General features: G+C 71.0%; 16 protein-coding genes. 13 read left to right on the plus strand and 3 right to left on the minus strand.

Features of this window, described 5'->3' with window-relative positions:
* On the plus strand, positions 1 to 735 hold the full coding sequence (locus tag YWY_RS0112470; protein ID WP_028847868.1) for an SDR family oxidoreductase: 735 nt from the start codon (positions 1 to 3) through the stop codon (positions 733 to 735).
* A 320-nt stretch (positions 736 to 1,055) separates the two neighbouring features.
* On the opposite strand, the gene YWY_RS21830 is transcribed toward YWY_RS0112470, so the two are convergent.
* Positions 1,056 to 1,991, minus strand: coding sequence for a DUF305 domain-containing protein (locus YWY_RS21830; RefSeq protein WP_245566658.1), 936 nt, complete (start codon positions 1,989 to 1,991; stop codon positions 1,056 to 1,058).
* Entirely contained in the window at positions 1,988 to 2,818 is an 831-nt protein-coding gene (locus YWY_RS0112480; protein WP_028847869.1) for a thioredoxin-like domain-containing protein, read from the minus strand. The genes YWY_RS21830 and YWY_RS0112480 overlap by 4 nt, the downstream gene beginning before the upstream one ends.
* Before the next feature lie 138 nt (positions 2,819 to 2,956).
* On the opposite strand from YWY_RS0112480, the gene argS reads away from it, so the two are divergent.
* The 9 genes from argS (at position 2,957) to prmC (ending at position 14,162) form a co-directional block, all read left to right on the plus strand.
* Entirely contained in the window at positions 2,957 to 4,621 is a 1,665-nt protein-coding gene (argS, locus tag YWY_RS0112485; protein WP_028847870.1) for an arginine--tRNA ligase, read from the plus strand.
* Between the two features lie 7 nt (positions 4,622 to 4,628).
* Positions 4,629 to 6,068, plus strand: coding sequence for a diaminopimelate decarboxylase (gene lysA / locus YWY_RS0112490; protein WP_028847871.1), 1,440 nt, complete (start codon positions 4,629 to 4,631; stop codon positions 6,066 to 6,068).
* Positions 6,065 to 7,369, plus strand: coding sequence for a homoserine dehydrogenase (locus YWY_RS0112495; protein WP_028847872.1), 1,305 nt, complete (start codon positions 6,065 to 6,067; stop codon positions 7,367 to 7,369). The genes lysA and YWY_RS0112495 overlap by 4 nt, the downstream gene beginning before the upstream one ends.
* The gene (gene thrC / locus YWY_RS0112500) at positions 7,366 to 8,433 is read left to right on the plus strand and encodes a threonine synthase (protein WP_028847873.1); all 1,068 of its coding nucleotides are present in this window, start codon (positions 7,366 to 7,368) and stop codon (positions 8,431 to 8,433) included. The genes YWY_RS0112495 and thrC overlap by 4 nt, the downstream gene beginning before the upstream one ends.
* Complete coding sequence (gene thrB / locus YWY_RS0112505) at positions 8,430 to 9,314, plus strand: homoserine kinase (protein WP_028847874.1); 885 nt, start codon at positions 8,430 to 8,432, stop codon at positions 9,312 to 9,314. The genes thrC and thrB overlap by 4 nt, the downstream gene beginning before the upstream one ends.
* Positions 9,315 to 9,873: 559 nt before the next feature.
* Positions 9,874 to 11,775 carry a transcription termination factor Rho gene (gene rho / locus YWY_RS0112515; protein WP_038045053.1) on the plus strand — a complete coding sequence of 634 codons (1,902 nt, stop codon included), beginning with the start codon at positions 9,874 to 9,876 and terminating at the stop codon, positions 11,773 to 11,775.
* A 142-nt stretch (positions 11,776 to 11,917) separates the two neighbouring features.
* Entirely contained in the window at positions 11,918 to 12,130 is a 213-nt protein-coding gene (rpmE, locus tag YWY_RS0112520; protein WP_028847876.1) for a 50S ribosomal protein L31, read from the plus strand.
* Positions 12,131 to 13,225: a peptide chain release factor 1 gene (gene prfA / locus YWY_RS0112525; RefSeq protein ID WP_028847877.1), complete on the plus strand. Its 1,095-nt coding sequence runs from the start codon at positions 12,131 to 12,133 to the stop codon at positions 13,223 to 13,225.
* 61 nt (positions 13,226 to 13,286) lie between these two features.
* The gene (prmC, locus tag YWY_RS0112530; protein ID WP_028847878.1) at positions 13,287 to 14,162 is read left to right on the plus strand and encodes a peptide chain release factor N(5)-glutamine methyltransferase; all 876 of its coding nucleotides are present in this window, start codon (positions 13,287 to 13,289) and stop codon (positions 14,160 to 14,162) included.
* Positions 14,163 to 14,165: 3 nt separating this feature from the next.
* On the opposite strand, the gene YWY_RS0112535 is transcribed toward prmC, so the two are convergent.
* Positions 14,166 to 15,212, minus strand: a complete 1,047-nt coding sequence (locus YWY_RS0112535; RefSeq protein ID WP_028847879.1) for an NAD(P)-binding domain-containing protein — start codon at positions 15,210 to 15,212, stop codon at positions 14,166 to 14,168.
* 301 nt (positions 15,213 to 15,513) lie between these two features.
* Here YWY_RS0112535 and YWY_RS0112540 point away from each other — a divergent pair, with 301 nt between their 5' ends.
* The 3 genes from YWY_RS0112540 to YWY_RS0112550 are packed head-to-tail and all read left to right on the plus strand — an operon-like array spanning position 15,514 to position 17,803.
* Entirely contained in the window at positions 15,514 to 16,164 is a 651-nt protein-coding gene (locus YWY_RS0112540) for an L-threonylcarbamoyladenylate synthase (RefSeq protein ID WP_028847880.1), read from the plus strand.
* Positions 16,165 to 16,169: 5 nt separating this feature from the next.
* On the plus strand, positions 16,170 to 17,330 hold the full coding sequence (locus YWY_RS0112545) for a glycosyltransferase family 4 protein (protein ID WP_084609228.1): 1,161 nt from the start codon (positions 16,170 to 16,172) through the stop codon (positions 17,328 to 17,330).
* Positions 17,327 to 17,803 carry a Cg1360 family ATP-synthase-associated protein gene (locus YWY_RS0112550; RefSeq protein ID WP_245566659.1) on the plus strand — a complete coding sequence of 159 codons (477 nt, stop codon included), beginning with the start codon at positions 17,327 to 17,329 and terminating at the stop codon, positions 17,801 to 17,803. Before YWY_RS0112545 ends, YWY_RS0112550 begins: the two co-directional genes overlap by 4 nt.
* Positions 17,804 to 17,808 lie beyond the last annotated feature (5 nt).

Below are 17,808 nucleotides of genomic sequence, written 5' to 3' on the forward strand. Positions count from 1 at the left end.
GTGACGGGCACGGTGGTGATCACCGGCGGCAGCCGGGGGATCGGTGCGGCCACCGCCGTGCTCGCCGCGGAACGCGGGTGGCAGGTCGCGGTGAGTTTCCGCGAGCGGCGGGATGCCGCCGAGCAAGTCGTCCGGCGTTGCCAGGAAGCGGGCGTGCGTGCCGTCGCCGTGCAGGCCGACGTGTCGGCCGAGGACGACGTCCGGCGGCTGCTGGACACCGTGTGCGATCAGCTCGGTGTGCCGACCGGGCTGGTGAACAATGCGGGCATCGTCGCGCCACGGGGCAGGCTGGCGGACTTCACCACCGAACGGATCGCCCGGGTGGTGTCGGTCAACCTCGTCGGCACGCTCCTGTGCACTCGCGAGGCGGTTCGCCGGATGTCGGTGCGGCACGGCGGCAACGGTGGGGCGATCGTCAACGTGTCGTCGCGCGCGGCCGTGCGGGGCAGCCCGAACGAGTACGTCGACTACGCGGCGGCGAAAGCGGGTGTCGACGCCCTGACCGTGGGTCTGGCGCGGGAACTCGCCGACGACGGCATCCGGGTGAACGCGGTCCGTCCCGCCCTGATCGACACCGAGATCCACGAGCCAGGGCGGCTGGCGCAGCTCGGCCACGCGGTGCCGCTGGGCAGGCCCGGCAGGGCGGGGGAAGTCGCCGCGGCGATTCTGTGGCTGCTGTCGGACGAAGCGAGCTTCACCACCGGGACATTCATCGACGTCGCCGGGGGTTGGTGACGGCCCGACGGCAAGCAAACCCCGCAGGCGGCGGGACGATCGTGCTCGTAGGCGGCTTGCTGCTCGTTGGCGACAAGGAAGGCCCCGCAGGCGGCAGGACGATCAGCAGCAAGCGCCGCCACCTGTTCGTGGTCCCCGGTCGTTCAGCCGGCTGATGCCCATCTCGTCGCCCCTGCTCGGCTACCCGGCCCGCCCAATACCTTGCGTCTACCGCAGCCGGAGCCCTGGCTTCCGCAGGCCTCGCCGGGTGCGCATCGGTCGACGAGCAGCAATGACGGCGTTGCGAAGCGCCGGCCGGATCGCGGGGAGGCTGCCCCGGCTCAGAACGGCAGCGGCTCGGCGCCCAGCTGCTCCAGCATGGCCCGCATGACCTTCATCTCCGAGCCCTGCGAGTCGAGCATGCTCTGTGCCAGCGCCCGGACGGCGGGAATCCGGGCGTGTTCGACGGCGTACTCCGCCATCGCCGTGCCGCCTTGGTGGTGGCGCAGCATCAGCTGCAAGAAGAAGACGTCGAACTCGCGGCCGCTGAGCCGGCGCAGCTTGCGCATCTCCTGCTCGGTCGCCATGCCCGGCATCGGCACGTCGTCCGACTGGGCGTGCTGACCGGTCCCGTGCCCGCCGTGACCGCCCTTCATCCAGGTCATCAGCTCGCCGGGGGCCTGCGCCGGGGCGTCCCACAGCGTCAGCCAGCCCTGCATGCGCCCGATCTGCCCGTTCTGGGTGCTGGAGATGTCGTAGCCGAGCACCCGGACCTCGCGCGAGTGGCCGCGCAGCCGGGCGATGTCACCCATTTCCACGGCCTGCCGGTGGTGCACCGACATGTCCTGGCAGAAGCCGATGTCGACCGCGTTCGGCTTGTCCTCCTCGGCCACCGGGGTGCTCTGCCAGCGGCCGATGACCAGCCCCACGGTCGCGCCGACAAGCAGCAACGCCAGCGCCGCGGCGCCGTAGACCAGGGCGCGAGCCCACGCGGGTGTCCGCCGCCCGAACTCCGGTTCGTCGTCTTCGACCGCGTCGAGCTCGTCGTGCTCGCTCGCCGCGTCACCGCCGCCGTCCGCGTCTTCGGCGGCATCGGCTGCGGCGAGGTCGGACTGCTTCCCGTCGCCGGTGTCCGGCGCTGCGTCCTTGCCCGCGTCGCGCCGCTCGGCTGCCGCCTGCTCGTCCGCGTGCCTGCCCGTGTCGCCGGTCTCGGACGTGCCTTGCCCGGTTTGCTGCTCGTCTCGCTCGTCGCCGGTGTCGCGCACCTCGACCGTCACTTCTCCTCGCCGCCGGCGTTGCCTGCAACGCTCGGCATCTGACCCTGCTGACCTTCGAAGTCCATCGGGGCGGCGTCCTTGCCCGGCTTGCTCGGGTCGAACTTGGGCGGGTCGTCCGGGTCGAACTCGCCCGGCACGGTGTCACACGAGCCGTTCGGCTCCGGCGTCAGGTACGGGTTCTGCCGCAGCGCCGCGATGAAGTTGTCGATCCGCTGGTCGTTCGCGTCGGACAGCTTGAGCTGGTGCCCCCACGCCTGCACCGAGATCGGCGTGCTCAGCTTCGGATAGGGGGACATGAGCATGTACGGCTTGTTGCGCACCCGCAGCTCGAGCGCTTCCTTGGCCTCGGCGTCGATCTTGTCCGGGTTGTAGGCGATCCACACCGCGCCGTGCTCCAGGGCGTGCACCATGTGCTCGGTACGGACTGGCTCGTCGTAGATCGTGCCGTTGCACGTGGCCCAGATGACGTCGTGCGGCCCGCCGAACGGAATCTCCTCGTCGTAGGCCACCCGCCGCGGCGAGTTGACGTGGCCGCGGTGCTTGTACTCCTTGATCACCACGCCCGGGATCTTCTTGGCCGGGTCCTGGTTGTTCCTGCTCGGCGTGTACTGCTCGGCGGCGGCTTCCTCGCGGCTCTCCTGCTCGCGCTTCGGGGCGGACTTGACCAGGTAGTAGCCGAACACCGCGGCGGCCAGCGCCAGGACCACGACCACCCCGACGATCGTTCCCCACGGCACCTGCCTGCGGTTGACGACGTTCCCGCGAGCGGCCTTGAGCGCGGAGGCGCCCTTGTCGAGCTTGTTCTTCTTCGTGGTGCCGCTGGCCATAGGTGGTGCGTCCCCGTTCGCTGGTTCTGCCGTGCATAAGGTCGGTTCACCGGCCAGGGTAGCCGGGTGGTGTTCACCCGCTGTGAGGTGGCCGGACCAGGCGCCGGTCGCCACCCGCAGGCCGCATACACTCTGCGAGTGACTCCCGCAGTACTTGCCGACCTGGTTCGTTCCACCGCGTCCGCGGTTCTGACCGAACGCGGGCTGGACACCGCGGTGCTGCCCGAGCGGGTCACCGTGGAGCGCCCGCGTCATCCCGAGCACGGCGACTACGCGACCAACCTCGCGCTGCAGATCGGCAAGCGGGTCGGCATGGCGCCCCGCGACCTGGCCAAGGCGATCGCCGACCGGCTCGCCGAAGCCGACGGCGTGGCCTCCGCCGAGGTGGCCGGGCCCGGCTTCCTCAACGTCCGACTGGCCGCCGCGGCGCAGGGCGAGCTGGTGCGCCGGGTGCTGACCGCGGGCGAGCGCTACGGGCACGGCGACGCGTTCGCGGGGGTGTCGATCAACCTGGAGTTCGTCTCCGCCAACCCGACCGGCCCGCTGCACCTCGGCGGCACGCGCTGGGCCGCCGTCGGTGACGTGCTCGGCCGGGTGCTCGCCGCCCAGGGCGCCAAGGTCACGCGGGAGTACTACTTCAACGACGCCGGTGCGCAGATCGACCGGTTCGTCGCGTCGCTGGTGGCCGCCGCCAAGGGCGAGCCGACGCCGGAGGACGGCTACGCGGGCGCCTACATCGCCGAGCTGGCCGCCGAGGTGCTCCGCCAGGAGCCGGACGTGCTGAGCCTGCCGGACGAGCAGCGGGACGAGACGTTCCGCAGGCTCGGCGTGCAGCTGATGTTCGACGAGATCAAGCGCAGCCTGCACGAGTTCGGCACCGACTTCGACGTGTTCTTCCACGAGGACTCGCTGCACCGCTCCGGCGCGGTGGCCGCGGTGGTGGACCGGCTGAAGTCGTCCAACCTGCTGTACCACGCCGACGGGGCGTGGTGGATCCGGTCCAGCGAGTTCGGCGACGACAAGGACCGGGTGGTGATCAAAAGCGACGGAGCACCCGCCTACATCGCCGCCGACATCGCCTACCTGGAGAACAAGCTGTCCCGCGGATTCGACCTGTGCATCTACATGCTGGGCGCGGACCACCACGGCTACGTCGGGCGGCTGAAGGCGGCGGCGTCCGCGCTGGGCAGCGACCCGGACGTGGTCGAGGTGATGATCGGCCAGATGGTCAACCTGGTCTCCGGGGGCCAGCCGGTGCGGATGAGCAAGCGCGCGGGCACCGTGGTGACGATGGACGACCTGGTCGGTGCGGTCGGGGTGGACGCCGCGCGCTACGAGCTGACCAGGTACTCGGTCGATTCCCCCATCGACATCGACCTCGACCTGCTGCGCAAGCACAGCAACGAGAACCCGGTCTATTACGTGCAGTACGCGCACGCCCGGCTGGCGTCGCTGCTGCGCAACGCCGCCGAGCTGGGCATCGAGCTGGCCGAGCACGCCGAAGGCGTCGATCTGGGTTTGCTGGATCACCCGCGGGAGGGTGACCTCATCAGGACCATCGGGGAATTCCCTACCGTGGTGAGGCGGGCCGCCGAGCTGCGCGAACCGCACCGGATCGCCCGCTACCTGGAAGAACTGGCCAGCGCGTACCACAAGTTCTACGACGCGTGCCGGGTGCTCCCGCAGGGCGACGAGCCGGCGACCCCGCTGACCGCCGCCCGGCTCGCCCTGTGCGCCGCGGCGCGCCAGGTGCTGGCCAACGGCCTCGGTTTGCTCGGCGTCAGCGCCCCGGAACGGATGTAAGGAAGTCATGGCACACCCCGCAGGACCTCGGCACGCCGAGGTGTACCGGCACGCCGACACGGCGGGCGTACGCCCGGCCACCACCGACGAGCTGGACCGGCTGTATCCGAAGGTCTGGCCGCGCAACACCTACCGCGCGCCGGACGGCGTGGTCCGCATCGCCGGTGTCGACGTGCGCGATCTCGCCAAGGAGTACGGCACCCCGCTGTTCGTGGTCGACGAAGCCGACTTCAAGTCACGCTGCGCCGAATACGCCGAGGCGTTCGAGGACCCGGCGTTGGTGCACTACGCGGCCAAGGCGTTCCTGTGCATCGAGGTGGCCAAGTGGGTCGCCGAACGCGGGCTGTCGCTGGACGTGTGCAGCGGCGGCGAGCTGGCCATCGCGTTGCGGGCGGGCTTCCCGCCGGAGCGCATCGCCATGCACGGCAACAACAAGTCGGTCGACGAGCTGCGTGCCGCGGTGCAGGCAGGGGTCGGCACGATCGTGCTGGACTCGTTCCACGAGATCGCCCGGCTGCAGGCCATCGCGTCCGAAGCGGGCGTGGTGCAGGACGTGCTGGTGCGTGCCACGGTCGGCGTGGAGGCGCACACCCACGAGTTCATCGCCACCGCGCACGAGGACCAGAAGTTCGGCTTCTCGCTGCAGGCCGGTGACGCCGCGGAGGCGGTGCGCAGGGTGCTGGCGGCCGATGCGCTGCGGCTGCGCGGCCTGCACAGCCACATCGGCTCGCAGATCTTCGACACCGACGGGTTCGAAGTCGCCGCCAGGCGGGTCGTCGGGCTGATGGCCGAGCTGCGCAAGGAGCACGGCGACGAGATCCTCGAGCAGCTCGAGTTGATCGACCTCGGCGGCGGCTTCGGGGTCGCCTACACCGACCGGGACAACCCGCCGCCCGCCGCCCAGATGGTCACCCAGCTGCGCACCATCGTGGAGCGCGAGTGCCAGTACGCGGGCCTGCCGGTGCCGCGCATCGCCTGCGAACCTGGCCGGGCCATCGCCGCGCCGGGCACCGTCACGCTTTACGAGGTCGGCACCATCAAGGACGTCGTCATCGGCGACAACCAGACCCGGCGGTACGTCAGCGTCGACGGCGGCATGAGCGACAACATCCGCACCGCGCTCTACGACGCGGTCTACGACTGTCGGCTGGTCTCCCGGTCCAGCGGCGACGGCGTGGACGGTGAGGCGGAGGCGGTGCTGTGCCGGGTGGTGGGCAAGCACTGCGAATCGGGTGACATCGTGGTGCGGGACTGCTGGCTGCCGGACAACCTGGCGCCGGGTGACCTGGTGGCGGTGGCCGCCACCGGGGCGTACTGCTACTCGATGGCCAGCAGCTACAACCGGCTGCCCAGGCCCGCGGTGGTGGCGGTGCGCAACGGCAGCGCGCGGCTGCTGCTGCGCCGAGAGACGGTGGACGACATGCTTCGCCTGGAGGCTCAGCCATGAGTGCGAACAAGCCGGTCAGGGTCGCCCTGCTCGGGTGCGGCACGGTCGGCGGGGAAGTGGCCCGGCTGCTCGACGAGCAGTCCGCCGAGCTGGCCGCCCGAGTCGGTGCGCCGATCGAACTGGCGGGCATCGCGGTGCGCAGGCCGGACAAGCACCCGGAAGTACCTGCGGACCTGCTCACCGACGATGCGCAGGCGCTGGTGGACTCCGACGTCGACGTGGTCGTCGAGCTGATCGGCGGCATCGAGCCGGTGCGCACGTGGTTGTTGTCCGCGCTCCGGCAGGGCAAGTCGGTGGTCACGGCGAACAAGGCGCTGCTGGCCGACAGCTCGGCCGACCTGGCCGAGGCGGCCGACGCCACCGGCGCGGACCTCTACTTCGAGGCGGCCGTGGCCGGGGCGATCCCGCTGCTGCGGCCGCTGCGCGAGTCGCTGGCAGGCGACCGCATCACCAGGGTGATGGGCATCGTCAACGGCACGACCAACTTCATCCTGTCCGCGATGGACGCCACGGGCGCCAGCTACGCCGAGACGCTGGAGGAGGCCGTCCGCCTCGGCTACGCCGAAGCGGACCCGACGGCCGACGTGGACGGCTACGACGCGGCGGCGAAGGCGGCCATCCTGGCCTCGCTGGCCTTCCACACCCGGGTGACCGCCGCGGACGTGCATCGCGAGGGCATCGCCGACATCACCGCCACCGACATCGCGGCCGCGAAAGCACAGGGGCGCACGGTGAAACTGCTGGCCATCTGCGAGCGGGTGGTCGACCCGGTGGACGGCTCGGAGTCGGTGTCCGCCCGGGTGTACCCGGCGATGATCCCGCGCACGCATCAGCTGGCCGGGGTCGGCGACGCGTTCAACGCGGTCTACGTGGAGGCCGACGCCGCGGGCGAGCTGATGTTCTTCGGTCAGGGCGCCGGCGGTGCCCCGACCGCGTCGGCGGTGCTCGGCGACCTGGTGGCGGTGGCGCGCAACCGGGTGCTCGGCAGCCGCGGGCCGCGCGAGTCGGCGCATGCCCAGCTGCCGATCCGGCCGATGGCCGACACGCCGACCAGGTACCACGTCAGCCTGGCGGTGCAGGACAAGCCGGGTGTGCTGGCCCAGGTGGCGCAGGTGTTCGCCGAACACGACGTCAGCATCGCCACGGTCCAGCAGCGGGACGCCGACGACACGGCGAGCCTGGTGATCGTCACGCACACGGCCACCGACGCGGCGCTGCGGGCCACGGTGCGGGACATCGAGCAGCTGCCCGTGGTGCACGAGGTGATCAGCGTGATGCGGGTCGAAGGTGAGGATGCATGAGCGCGCTGGGCATCATCGCGGCCTACCGGGACCGGATCACCGTCCCGGACGGCGCGGAGATCGTCACGCTTGGCGAGGGCGGCACACCGCTGGTGCCCGCCCGGCACGTCAGCGAGCTGACCGGGTGTGAGGTGTACCTGAAGGTCGAGGGCCTGAACCCGACCGGGTCGTTCAAGGACCGCGGGATGACCGTGGCCATCACGCACGCGCTGGCCAGCGGCACGCAGGCGGTGCTGTGCGCGTCCACCGGCAACACGTCCGCCTCGGCCGCTGCCTACGCCGCGCGCGCCGGCCTGACCTGTGCGGTGCTGGTGCCGCAGGGCAAGATCGCCATGGGCAAGCTGGCCCAGGCGGTGCTGCACGGGGCGAAGATCCTGCAGATCGACGGCAACTTCGACGACTGCCTGGAGCTGGCGGCGAAGACCACCGCCGAGCACCCGATCATGCTGGTGAACTCGGTCAACCCGGTGCGGCTGATCGGGCAGAAGACCGCGGCGTGGGAGATCTGCGACGTGCTCGGCCGGGCGCCGGATGTGCACTGCCTGCCGGTCGGCAACGCCGGGAACATCACCGCCTACTGGGCAGGCTACACCGAGTACGCCAAGGACGGTGTGGTCACCAGCACCCCGCGGATGTTCGGGTTCCAGGCGGCCGGGGCCGCGCCGCTGGTGCGCGGCGAGCCGGTGTCCAACCCGGACACCGTGGCGACCGCCATCCGGGTGGGCAGCCCGGCGTCGTGGGCGGGCGCGGTGGCCGCGCGCGACGAGTCCGGCGGCCTGTTCGAGGCGGTCACCGACGAGGAGATCCTGGCCGCCTACCGGATGCTGGCCACCAAGGAAGGCGTGTTCGTCGAGCCGGCGTCGGCCACCGGTGTGGCCGGATTGCTGAAGGTGGCCGAGCAGGGGCGGCTCCCGCGCGGATCGCTGGTGGTGTGCACGGTCACCGGGCACGGCCTGAAGGACCCGGACACCGCGCTGACCGGCTGGACGGGTACCGGGGCGGCTCGCGTCGAGGCGCTGCCGGTGGACGCCGACGCCGTCGCGGAAGCGCTGGGACTGTCGTGACCGCGGTCAGGGTGCGGGTGCCCGCGTCCACCGCCAACCTCGGATCGGGCTTCGACACGATGGGAATGGCGCTGGCGCTCTACGACGTGGTCGAGGCCGAGATCGTCGACGACGGCCTGGCGGTGGACATCGTCGACACCGGCGCCGGCGGGGTGGACGCGCTCCCGCGCGACGAGAGCCACCTGGTGGTCCGTGCCGTGCGGCACACCGCGGACAGGATCGGGCTGAAGATCCCCGGGCTGCGGCTGACCTGCGCCAACGCCATCCCGCACGCGCGCGGCCTCGGCTCGTCCGCCGCGGCCGTGGTGGCCGGTGCGGCGGCCGCCTACGGCTTGGCGGGCAGGCCGCTGGACCGGGACGCGGTGCTGCAGCTGGCCGCCGGGTTCGAGGGACATGCGGACAACGCGGGCGCCAGCCTGCTCGGCGGAGTGGTGATCACCTGGATGGAGGGCGCCAGGTGGCAGGCCGCCCGGCTGGAGCCGCACCCGCAGGTGCGGCCGGTGATCGCCATCGCCGAGGAGAAGTCCTCCACCGCGGCCACCCGTGGCCTGCTGCCGGAGACGGTCCCGCACGCCGACGCCGCGCACGCCGCGGCTCGGGCGGCGCTCGGGGTGCACGCGCTCACCACCGATCCGAGCCTGCTGCTGCCCGGCACCGAGGACCGCTTGCACCAGCAGTACCGGGCGCCCGCCTACCCCAGGACGGCCGCGCTGGTCCAGCGGTTGCGAGAGCGGGGCGTGGCCGCCGCGGTGAGCGGTGCCGGGCCGTCGGTGCTGGCGCTGACCAGCGACGGCAGGCTGCCGGACGACGTGGACACCGAAGGCTTCCGGATCAAGGAGCTGCCGGTGGACATGGGCGGCGTGACCGTCGCGGCGGCGTGAGCGGGGCCCGAGCGGGCACCGAGCACGGCCGACGGACGTGTTGCTCACCGGTGACCGCGGGCAGGAACATCACCAGGTCGGGAACAACTCACCGGGGGGTGGTTGTTGCACCGAGTGAAGGGGCAGTCTAGGCTCAGAGGCGTTCGATCACCGTGCGCGCTCATGCCGCACCAGGTGTAAGCCTCTGGTTTTCTGCCGGAGTACATCATCTGTTTCATCCGCGTCCGTTCGAATATCGGGCTCGGTGACAGTCATCCGGTGCGGATGTCGTCACGCGGTGGCCGTTCTCGGCTCGTCCCAGCGGGGGACGGGCACATCCAGTGCGTGCGCCGCCGCAGCGATGTTTTATCTCTGCCGGCCGTTCGCACGGGGGGTGCATGGGCTTGCCCCGTGAGTTACAGATCGCTTTCGGCGCCTTCGGCGCGGGTGGCGTTTGCATCGGTGTCCACCACGCGGGCATCGGTCAGGAAGGACATGCGTGAGCAACACCGATCTTCTCAGCGGTGACGCGGAGAATCAGACTTCATCTTCGCAATCTTCATCTTCGGGGAGCGACAACGTGACGGTCGAGACCGCACCGCAGGCCAGTGGCGAGGCGCCCGCGGCGCCCAAGAAGCGTTCTGGCGGGCTGTCCAGCATGGTGATCGCGGAACTGCGACAGCTCGCCGGAGAGCTGGGCATCACCGGCATCTCGGGTATGCGGAAAGGGGAGCTGATCGCCGCCATCCGCGAGCGGCAGGGCACCCCGGCGCGCACCCGCAAGACCGCCAAGCAGGACGAAACGCTGCCACTGGACGGTGTCGACGGAAAGCCGGAAGGCACGGCGAAGGAGGGCGGGCAGCAGGAGCGCAAGCCCGAGCAGCAGGCCGCCGCCGATCCGGCGCAGCAGGGCGCTGCGCAGCAGGAGCAGGCGCAGCAGCAGGAGGCCAAGCAGCAGGAGGCGAAGCAGACGCGCCGCCGCCGCTCGTCGCGGCAGCAGGCGTCCGCCGACCAGCCGCAGCAGCAGGAGGCGCAGCAGCCGGCGGCGGCAGACCAGCAGGAGCAGCAGGCGGCTGCATCCGGCGACCAGGGCAGCGCCGACCAAGGCGCAGGCACGGCGGAGCGCGCCGAGCAAGGCGGCAAGGGTCAGGGCCAGCAGCAGGAGCAGGCGGTCAGGTCCGGCGAGCAGGGCAACCGCCAGAACGACCAGAACAACCGGCAGGGCGACGACGACCGTGGCAGCCGGCGCAGCCGCCGGTCGCGCGACCGGCGCCGCCGCAACCGGAACAGCGATTCGGGCAGCGGCGGTGACGCCGAGATCCGCGAGGACGACGTGCTGCTGCCGGTCGCCGGGATCGTCGACCTGCTGGACAACTACGCGTTCGTGCGCACCTCCGGTTACCTGCCGGGGCCGAACGACGTGTACGTGTCCATGTCGCTGGTGCGCAAGTACGGCCTGCGGCGCGGGGACGCCATCACCGGTGTGGTGCGGCAGCCGCGCGAGGGCGAGCAGCAGCGGCAGAAGTTCAACCCGCTGGTGCGGGTGGACGCCATCAACGGTCTGGACCCGGAGAAGGCCAAGAACCGGCCGGAGTTCCACAAGCTGACTCCGCTGTACCCGAACGAGCGGCTGCGCCTGGAGACCGAGCCGCACAAGCTGACCACCAGGGTGATCGACCTGATCATGCCGGTCGGCAAGGGCCAGCGGGCGCTGATCGTGTCCCCGCCCAAGGCGGGCAAGACGACGATCCTGCAGGACATCGCCAACGCCATCACCACCAACAACCCGGAGTGCTGGCTGATGGTGGTGCTGGTGGACGAGCGGCCGGAAGAGGTCACCGACATGCAGCGGAACGTCAAGGGCGAGGTGATCGCCTCGACGTTCGACCGCCCGCCGTCGGACCACACCTCGGTGGCCGAGCTGTCCATCGAGCGGGCCAAGCGGCTCACCGAGCTGGGCCACGACGTGGTGGTGTTGCTGGACTCGATCACCCGTCTCGGCCGGGCGTACAACCTGGCCGCGCCGGCCAGCGGCCGCATCCTGTCCGGTGGTGTCGACTCCACCGCGCTGTACCCGCCGAAGCGCTTCCTCGGCGCCGCGCGCAACATCGAGAACGGCGGTTCGCTGACCATCTTCGCCACGGCGATGGTGGAGACCGGCTCGACCATGGACACGGTGATCTTCGAGGAGTTCAAGGGCACCGGCAACGCCGAGCTGAAGCTGGACCGCAAGATCGCCGAGCGGCGGGTCTTCCCCGCGGTGGACGTCAACCCGTCCGGTACCCGCAAGGAGGAGCTGCTGCTGTCGCCGGACGAGCTGGCGGTGACGGTCAAGCTGCACCGGGTGCTGCACGCCCTGGACTCGCAGCAGGCCATCGACCTGCTGCTGAGCAGGCTGCGCAAGACCAAGAACAACGCCGAGTTCCTGATGCAGGTGGCCAAGACCGCGCCGGACGGCAACGGCGTCAACGGCGGCGACTGAGCGGGGCCGGACCGGGAATGCCCGCCGGGCGGGCCGCGTTGAGAGGCATGGCTGCCCGTCTGGCAGAATCGAGCAGCACGAGTCCGGTCCCGCTTCACCTCACCTGTCGGTCGAGGACCCGGGACCATCAAGAGAGGACACCATGAAGAGCGGTATTCACCCCGAGTACGTGCCGACCCAGGTGGTCTGCAGCTGCGGCAACAGCTTCGTCACCCGCAGCACCAAGTCCACCGGTCACATCCACGTCGAGGTTTGCTCCAACTGCCACCCCTTCTACACCGGCAAGCAGAAGATCCTGGACACCGGTGGCCGGGTGGCCAAGTTCGAGGCCCGTTACGGCAAGCGCAAGAAGTAATTGGACGCCTCGTCGCTGCAAGGCTTGCTCGACGAGTACGCCGAGCTGGAACGGCAACTCGCTGACCCAGCGGTGCACGCCGACGCCGCGCGTGCGCGCAAGCTGGGTCGGCGATACGCCGAACTGAAGCCGATCGTCACCACCTGCACCGAGCTGTCGTCGGCCCAGGACGACCTGGCCGCCGCGCGCGAGCTGGCGGCCGAGGACAAAAGCTTCGCCGACGAGGCCGAACAGCTGGCCAAGCGGGTGGAGCAGCTGGAGAACCGGCTCACCGAGCTACTGCTGCCCAGGGACCCGTACGACGCGTCGGACGTGATCCTGGAGGTCAAGTCCGGCGAAGGCGGGGAGGAGTCCGCGCTGTTCGCGGGCGACCTGCTGCGCATGTATCTGCGCTACGCCGAGCGTCAGGGCTGGAAGGCCACGGTGCTCAACGCCACCGACACCGGGCTGGGCGGCTACAAGGACGTCACGCTGTCCATCAAGGGCAAGGGTGACGGCCCGGACGGGGTCTGGGCCCGGTTGAAGTACGAGGGCGGCGTGCACCGCGTGCAGCGCGTGCCGGTCACTGAGGCGCAGGGCCGTATCCACACCTCCGCGGCCGGTGTGCTGGTGTACCCGGAGCCGGAAGAGGTCACCGTCGAGATCGACCCGAACGACCTCAAGATCGACGTGTTCCGGTCGTCCGGGCCGGGCGGGCAGAGCGTGAACACCACCGATTCCGCGGTGCGGGTCACCCACCTGCCCACCGGGCTGGTGGTGACCTGCCAGAACGAGAAGTCGCAGATCCAGAACCGGGCGCGAGCGATCCAGGTGCTGCAAGCCCGCCTGCAGGCCATGGCCGAGGAGGAGGCCGCGGCCAAGGCGGCCGACGCCCGTCGCTCGCAGGTGCGCACGGTCGACCGGTCGGAGCGGATCCGCACCTACAACTTCCCGGAGAACCGCATCTCGGACCACCGGGTCAACTACAAGGCCTACAACCTCGACCAGGTGCTGGACGGCGACCTGGACGCGGTGCTCGACGCACTGGCCGCCGCCGACCGGGCCGAGCGGCTGGCCGAACACGCCAAGGCGCAGGCCGAGCGGACCGGGGCGTGAGCCTGCTCGCCCGCGGCGGTTCTTCCCTGCTCGGGCCGGTCTGCCCGGTTAGGCTGACGACGTGAAGCGGCAACCGTTGCGGTTGGCCATCCTGGAGGCCATCCGGATTTTCGAGCAGGCGGGGGTGCCCTCCCCGCGGGTGGACGCCGAAGTGCTGGCGGCCCACGTGCTCGGGGTCGACCGCAGCAGGCTGCCGCTGATCCCGCTGGTCGATCCCCCGGTGATCGAGGCGCTGCGGGAGCTGGTCGAACAGCGCGCCAAGCGGGTGCCGCTGCAGCACCTGACCGGCGTGGCCACCATGGGCCCCGTCGACGTCGAGGTCGGTCCCGGGGTGTTCGTGCCGAGGCCGGAGACCGAGCTGATCCTGCAGTGGGGCCTGGAGCTGCTGAAGGGCCGGGAAGGCCCGGTGGTGATGGACCTGTGCACCGGGTCCGGCGCGCTCGCCCTGGCGATCCAGCACGAACGCCCGGACGCCCAGGTCTACGCGGTCGACAACGACCCGCAGGCGCTGGCGTGGGCCCGGCACAACGCGAACCGGCGCGCCGAGGCCGGTGACACGCCGATCAAGCTGTACTCCGGTGACGTGACCGATCCGCACCTGTTCAGCGAGCTGGACGGCGTGGTCGACCTGGTCGTGTGCAATCCGCCGTACGTGCCGCGCAACGCCCAGCTGCCACCCGAGGTGGCCGAGCACGATCCGCCGCAAGCGGTGTTCGCCGACGACGGCGGCTTGGCCATCATCCGTCACGTGGTCGCCATCGCCGCCCGGCTGCTGGTACCCGGCGGCGGCGTCGCGATCGAGCACGACGACAGTCACGGCGAAGCGGTGCCCGCGTTGCTGCGCAGCCGCCGTGTGCTCGGTGACGTGCGAGATCACAAGGATCTGGCCGGGCGGCCGCGCTTCGCCACGGCCGTGCGCGGCGCGCCGACCGAGTAGGCGTCACGCCACCTGCAGGTCCTTCGCCGTGAGCAGGTCGCGCACCCCGGTGGCCGCGACGCGGCCGGCCCGTGCCGCTCCGATGGTGCTGGCCGATGGTCCGTAGCCGACGAGGAACAGCCGTGGCTCGCGCACCGCTCGCGTGTTCACCACCGCGATCCCGCCCGCCGGTTCGCGCAGCTTGAGCGGAGCCAGGTGATCGACGGCGGGCCGGAAGCCGGTCGCCCACAGGATCACGTCGGCACGGACGAACCGCCCGTCGTCCCACGCCACGCCGTCCGGGGTGATCCGGTCGAACATCGGCAGCCGGTCGAGAGCGCCGCGCTTCCGCGCCGCCTCCACCTCGGGGGTCAGGCCGAGCCCGGTGTAGCTGACCACGCTGCGCGGTGGGCCGCCGCGAGCGGTGTTGGCCGCGACGGCCGCCTCCACCCGCCGGCCCCACTCCTCGGTGAACGCCCCGGCGGCACGGAACTCCGGCGGCCGCCTTGTCACCCACGTGGTGGTCGTGACCTGGGAGATCTCCGCCAGCTGCTGGGTGGCCGACGCGCCGCCGCCGACCACGACGACATGCTTGCCCGCGAAGGCGTCCGCACCGGGGTAGGCGGAGCTGTGCAGCTGCCATCCGCGGAACGTCTCCCGGCCGGGGTAGTAAGGAACGAACGGTTTGTCCCATGTGCCGGTGGCGTTCACCACGGTGTGGGCCAGCCACACCTCGGCGGAGGATTCGACGACGAGGCGGTCGCCCGAGTCGCGAACCGCGGCGACGTGGACCGGACGTCGCACGTTGAGCTGGAAGGTCCGCTCGTAGCGGGCGAAGTACTCGGAGACCACTTCGGCAGCGGGGCGCGAGGTGTCCTGCTCGCCGAGCGGCATGCCGGGCAGGTCGTGCACCCGATGGGCGGTGGACAGGGTCAGCGACGGCCAGCGGAACTGCCAGGCGCCGCCCGCGGCGGGGGAGTGATCGAGCACCACGTACTCGATGCCGAACTTGCGCAGGAAATAGGCGGTGGACAGCCCGGCCTGCCCGCCGCCGATCACCACGGTGTCGATCGGCGTGCCCGGCTGCGCTCCGCCGGCCGCCGGGTTCACCGGCGTGCCCGTCGCCCGGTCGAGCGGTCCGCTTGCTTGCCTGCTGCCCGGCGGGATCGCCCGGTCGAGCGGTTCACCTGCCTGACGGCCGGCCAGCTCGGTGCCGCCACCCCGGCCGAAGCCGTCGCGCTGAGTGCTCACACCTGGTGCAACACCGTGTGACGTCGCCGTCTTCCGGGCGATCGGCGACGTCACACCGGGCGCGGCGGCGGCGTGAGGGGCTTGGCGTGAGCAGGATCGCGGTCGGTCTAGGCTCACCGGAGTGAGCCAGGTGTACGACTGCGCGATACGTCAGCAGCGCGCCGACGGCATCGCGGCGGCGGCCGCCGCCGTCCGGTCCGCGCAGCTGGTGGTGCTGCCGACCGACACGGTCTACGGGATCGGCTGTGACGCCTTCGACGGTGCCGCGGTGCGCTCGTTGCTGGCGGCCAAGCGGCGCGGTCCGGACATGCCCGTCGGTGTGCTCGTCGGCTCCTGGGAGACCGTCGAAGGCCTGGTGCTCAGCGTGCCGAAGCAGGCATACACGCTCATCGAGGCGTTCTGGCCGGGCGATCTGTCCATCGTGCTGCCGCACGCGCCGAGCCTGTCGTGGGACCTGGGCAACACCCGCGGCACGGTGATGCTGCGGATGCCGTTGCACCCGGTCGCGCTCGAGCTGCTGCGCGAGGTCGGCCCGATGGCGGTGAGCAGCGCCAACCGGTCCGGTGAGCGGCCCGCCACCACCGCGACGGAGGCCGTCGAGCAGTTCGGCGACGACGTCTCGGTCTACCTCGACGGTGGCCCGTCCGGCGATCCCGTCCCGTCCACCATCGTCGACCTGACCGGCGACGAACCGGTGGTGCTGCGCACCGGATCGGTCGGCGTGGACGCGGTGTCCGAAGCGCTCGGCACCCAGGTGCAGGTCGCGGGTTGACGCCCATGACGACGGTCACCGTTCCCATCCGCGAGTACGTGCTCGTGGGCTTGATCACCGCCGCGCTGACGTTCCTGCTCACCGGCGTGGCCAGGGCCTTCGCCATGCGGGTCGGCGCGATGGCCTATCCGCGCGCGCGGGACGTGCACGCCAAGCCCATGCCGTACATGGGCGGCCTGGCCATGTACGCGGGCGTGGTGGGCGGCATGTTCCTGGCTCACCAGCTGCCGGTGCTGCGGGCGTCGTTCGAGTACTCGCTCGACCCGATCGGCGTGCTGGTCGGCGGCGGGCTGATCGTGCTGATCGGCGCGCTGGACGACCGCTTCGACCTGGACGCGTGGACCAAGCTGGCCGGCCAGATCACCTGCGCCGGACTGCTGGTGCTGTTCGGTGTGCAGTGGAACGCGTTCTGGGTGCCGTGGGGCGGCACCGCGGGCGACTTCGGCAGCTACCTGATCCTGGACGAGAACCAGGGCAGCCTGCTGGTGGTGCTGCTGGTCGTCACCATGGTCAACGCGATGAACTTCGTCGACGGCCTGGACGGGCTGGCGGCGGGCCTCGGTTTCATCACCGCCGCGGCCATCTGCGCGTTCTCCCTCGGCCTGCTGGCCAAGCCGGAGAGCAACGTGGACAGCTACCCGCCCGCACTCATCGCCGCCACCCTGGCGGGCGCCTGCCTCGGCTTCCTACCGCACAACTTCCAGCCCGCCCGGCTGTTCATGGGCGACTCCGGATCGATGCTCATCGGGCTGATGCTGGCCGCGGCCAGCACGTCGGCTTCCGGCAGGCTTTCCCCGGAGCAGTACCAGGGCACCGACGTCGTCGCGCTGCTGTCGCCCGCCATCGTGGTGCTGGCCGTGCTGTTCATCCCCCTGCTGGATCTGGGCATGGCCATCATCCGCCGTACCCGGCGCGGGCTGAGCCTGATGCACGCCGACAAGATGCACCTGCACCACCGGCTGCTGCAGCTGGGCCACTCGCACCGCAGGGCGGTGCTGCTGATCTACATGTGGGCGGGGTTGCTGGCCTTCGGCGCGGTGGCGCTGACGTTGTTCGACCCGGTGCTGGTCGCGTGGGTGTTCGTGGCGGGCCTGCTGGTGGCGGTGATCGTCTCGGCGGTGCCTAGACTCAACCCGCGAAGCCGAAGCGAGGGAGTGGGCGAGTGAGCGAGGACGGCGCGACCGACAAGGCCACCGACGAGATCACCGAGGCGGCCGCGCAGGTGCCCAAGACGCACGCCGATTCGGTGCGGAAGCTGGCCGACGCCATGCTGCGCACCGCCGTGTGGCCGTCGGTGGGCGTGGTGGCCGCCGGCGCGCTCGTGGCCTGGCTGGCCGTCGGCCTGCCCGGCGTGTGGGGCGCGCTGCTCGGCGGAGCGATCGCGGTCGCGTCGTCGCTGCTCACCCTGGTGCTGATGAAGCAGTCCGCCGAGCTGCCGCCGCAGGTTGTGATGGCCGTCGCACTTGGCGGTTACGTAGTGAAGCTCGTCGCACTGCTGATCGTGGCCATCACCCTCAAGGGTGTTGCGTGGCTGCACCCGACGTCACTCGCGCTGACCCTGATCGCCGCCGTGGTGGTGTGGACCGGTGCCGAGGTGGTGGCCTTCCGGAGGACGAAAATCCCCACGTTGATCGTGTGACGCGG

Source organism: Thermocrispum agreste DSM 44070 (genome assembly GCF_000427905.1).
Lineage (GTDB): Bacteria > Actinomycetota > Actinomycetes > Mycobacteriales > Pseudonocardiaceae > Thermocrispum > Thermocrispum agreste.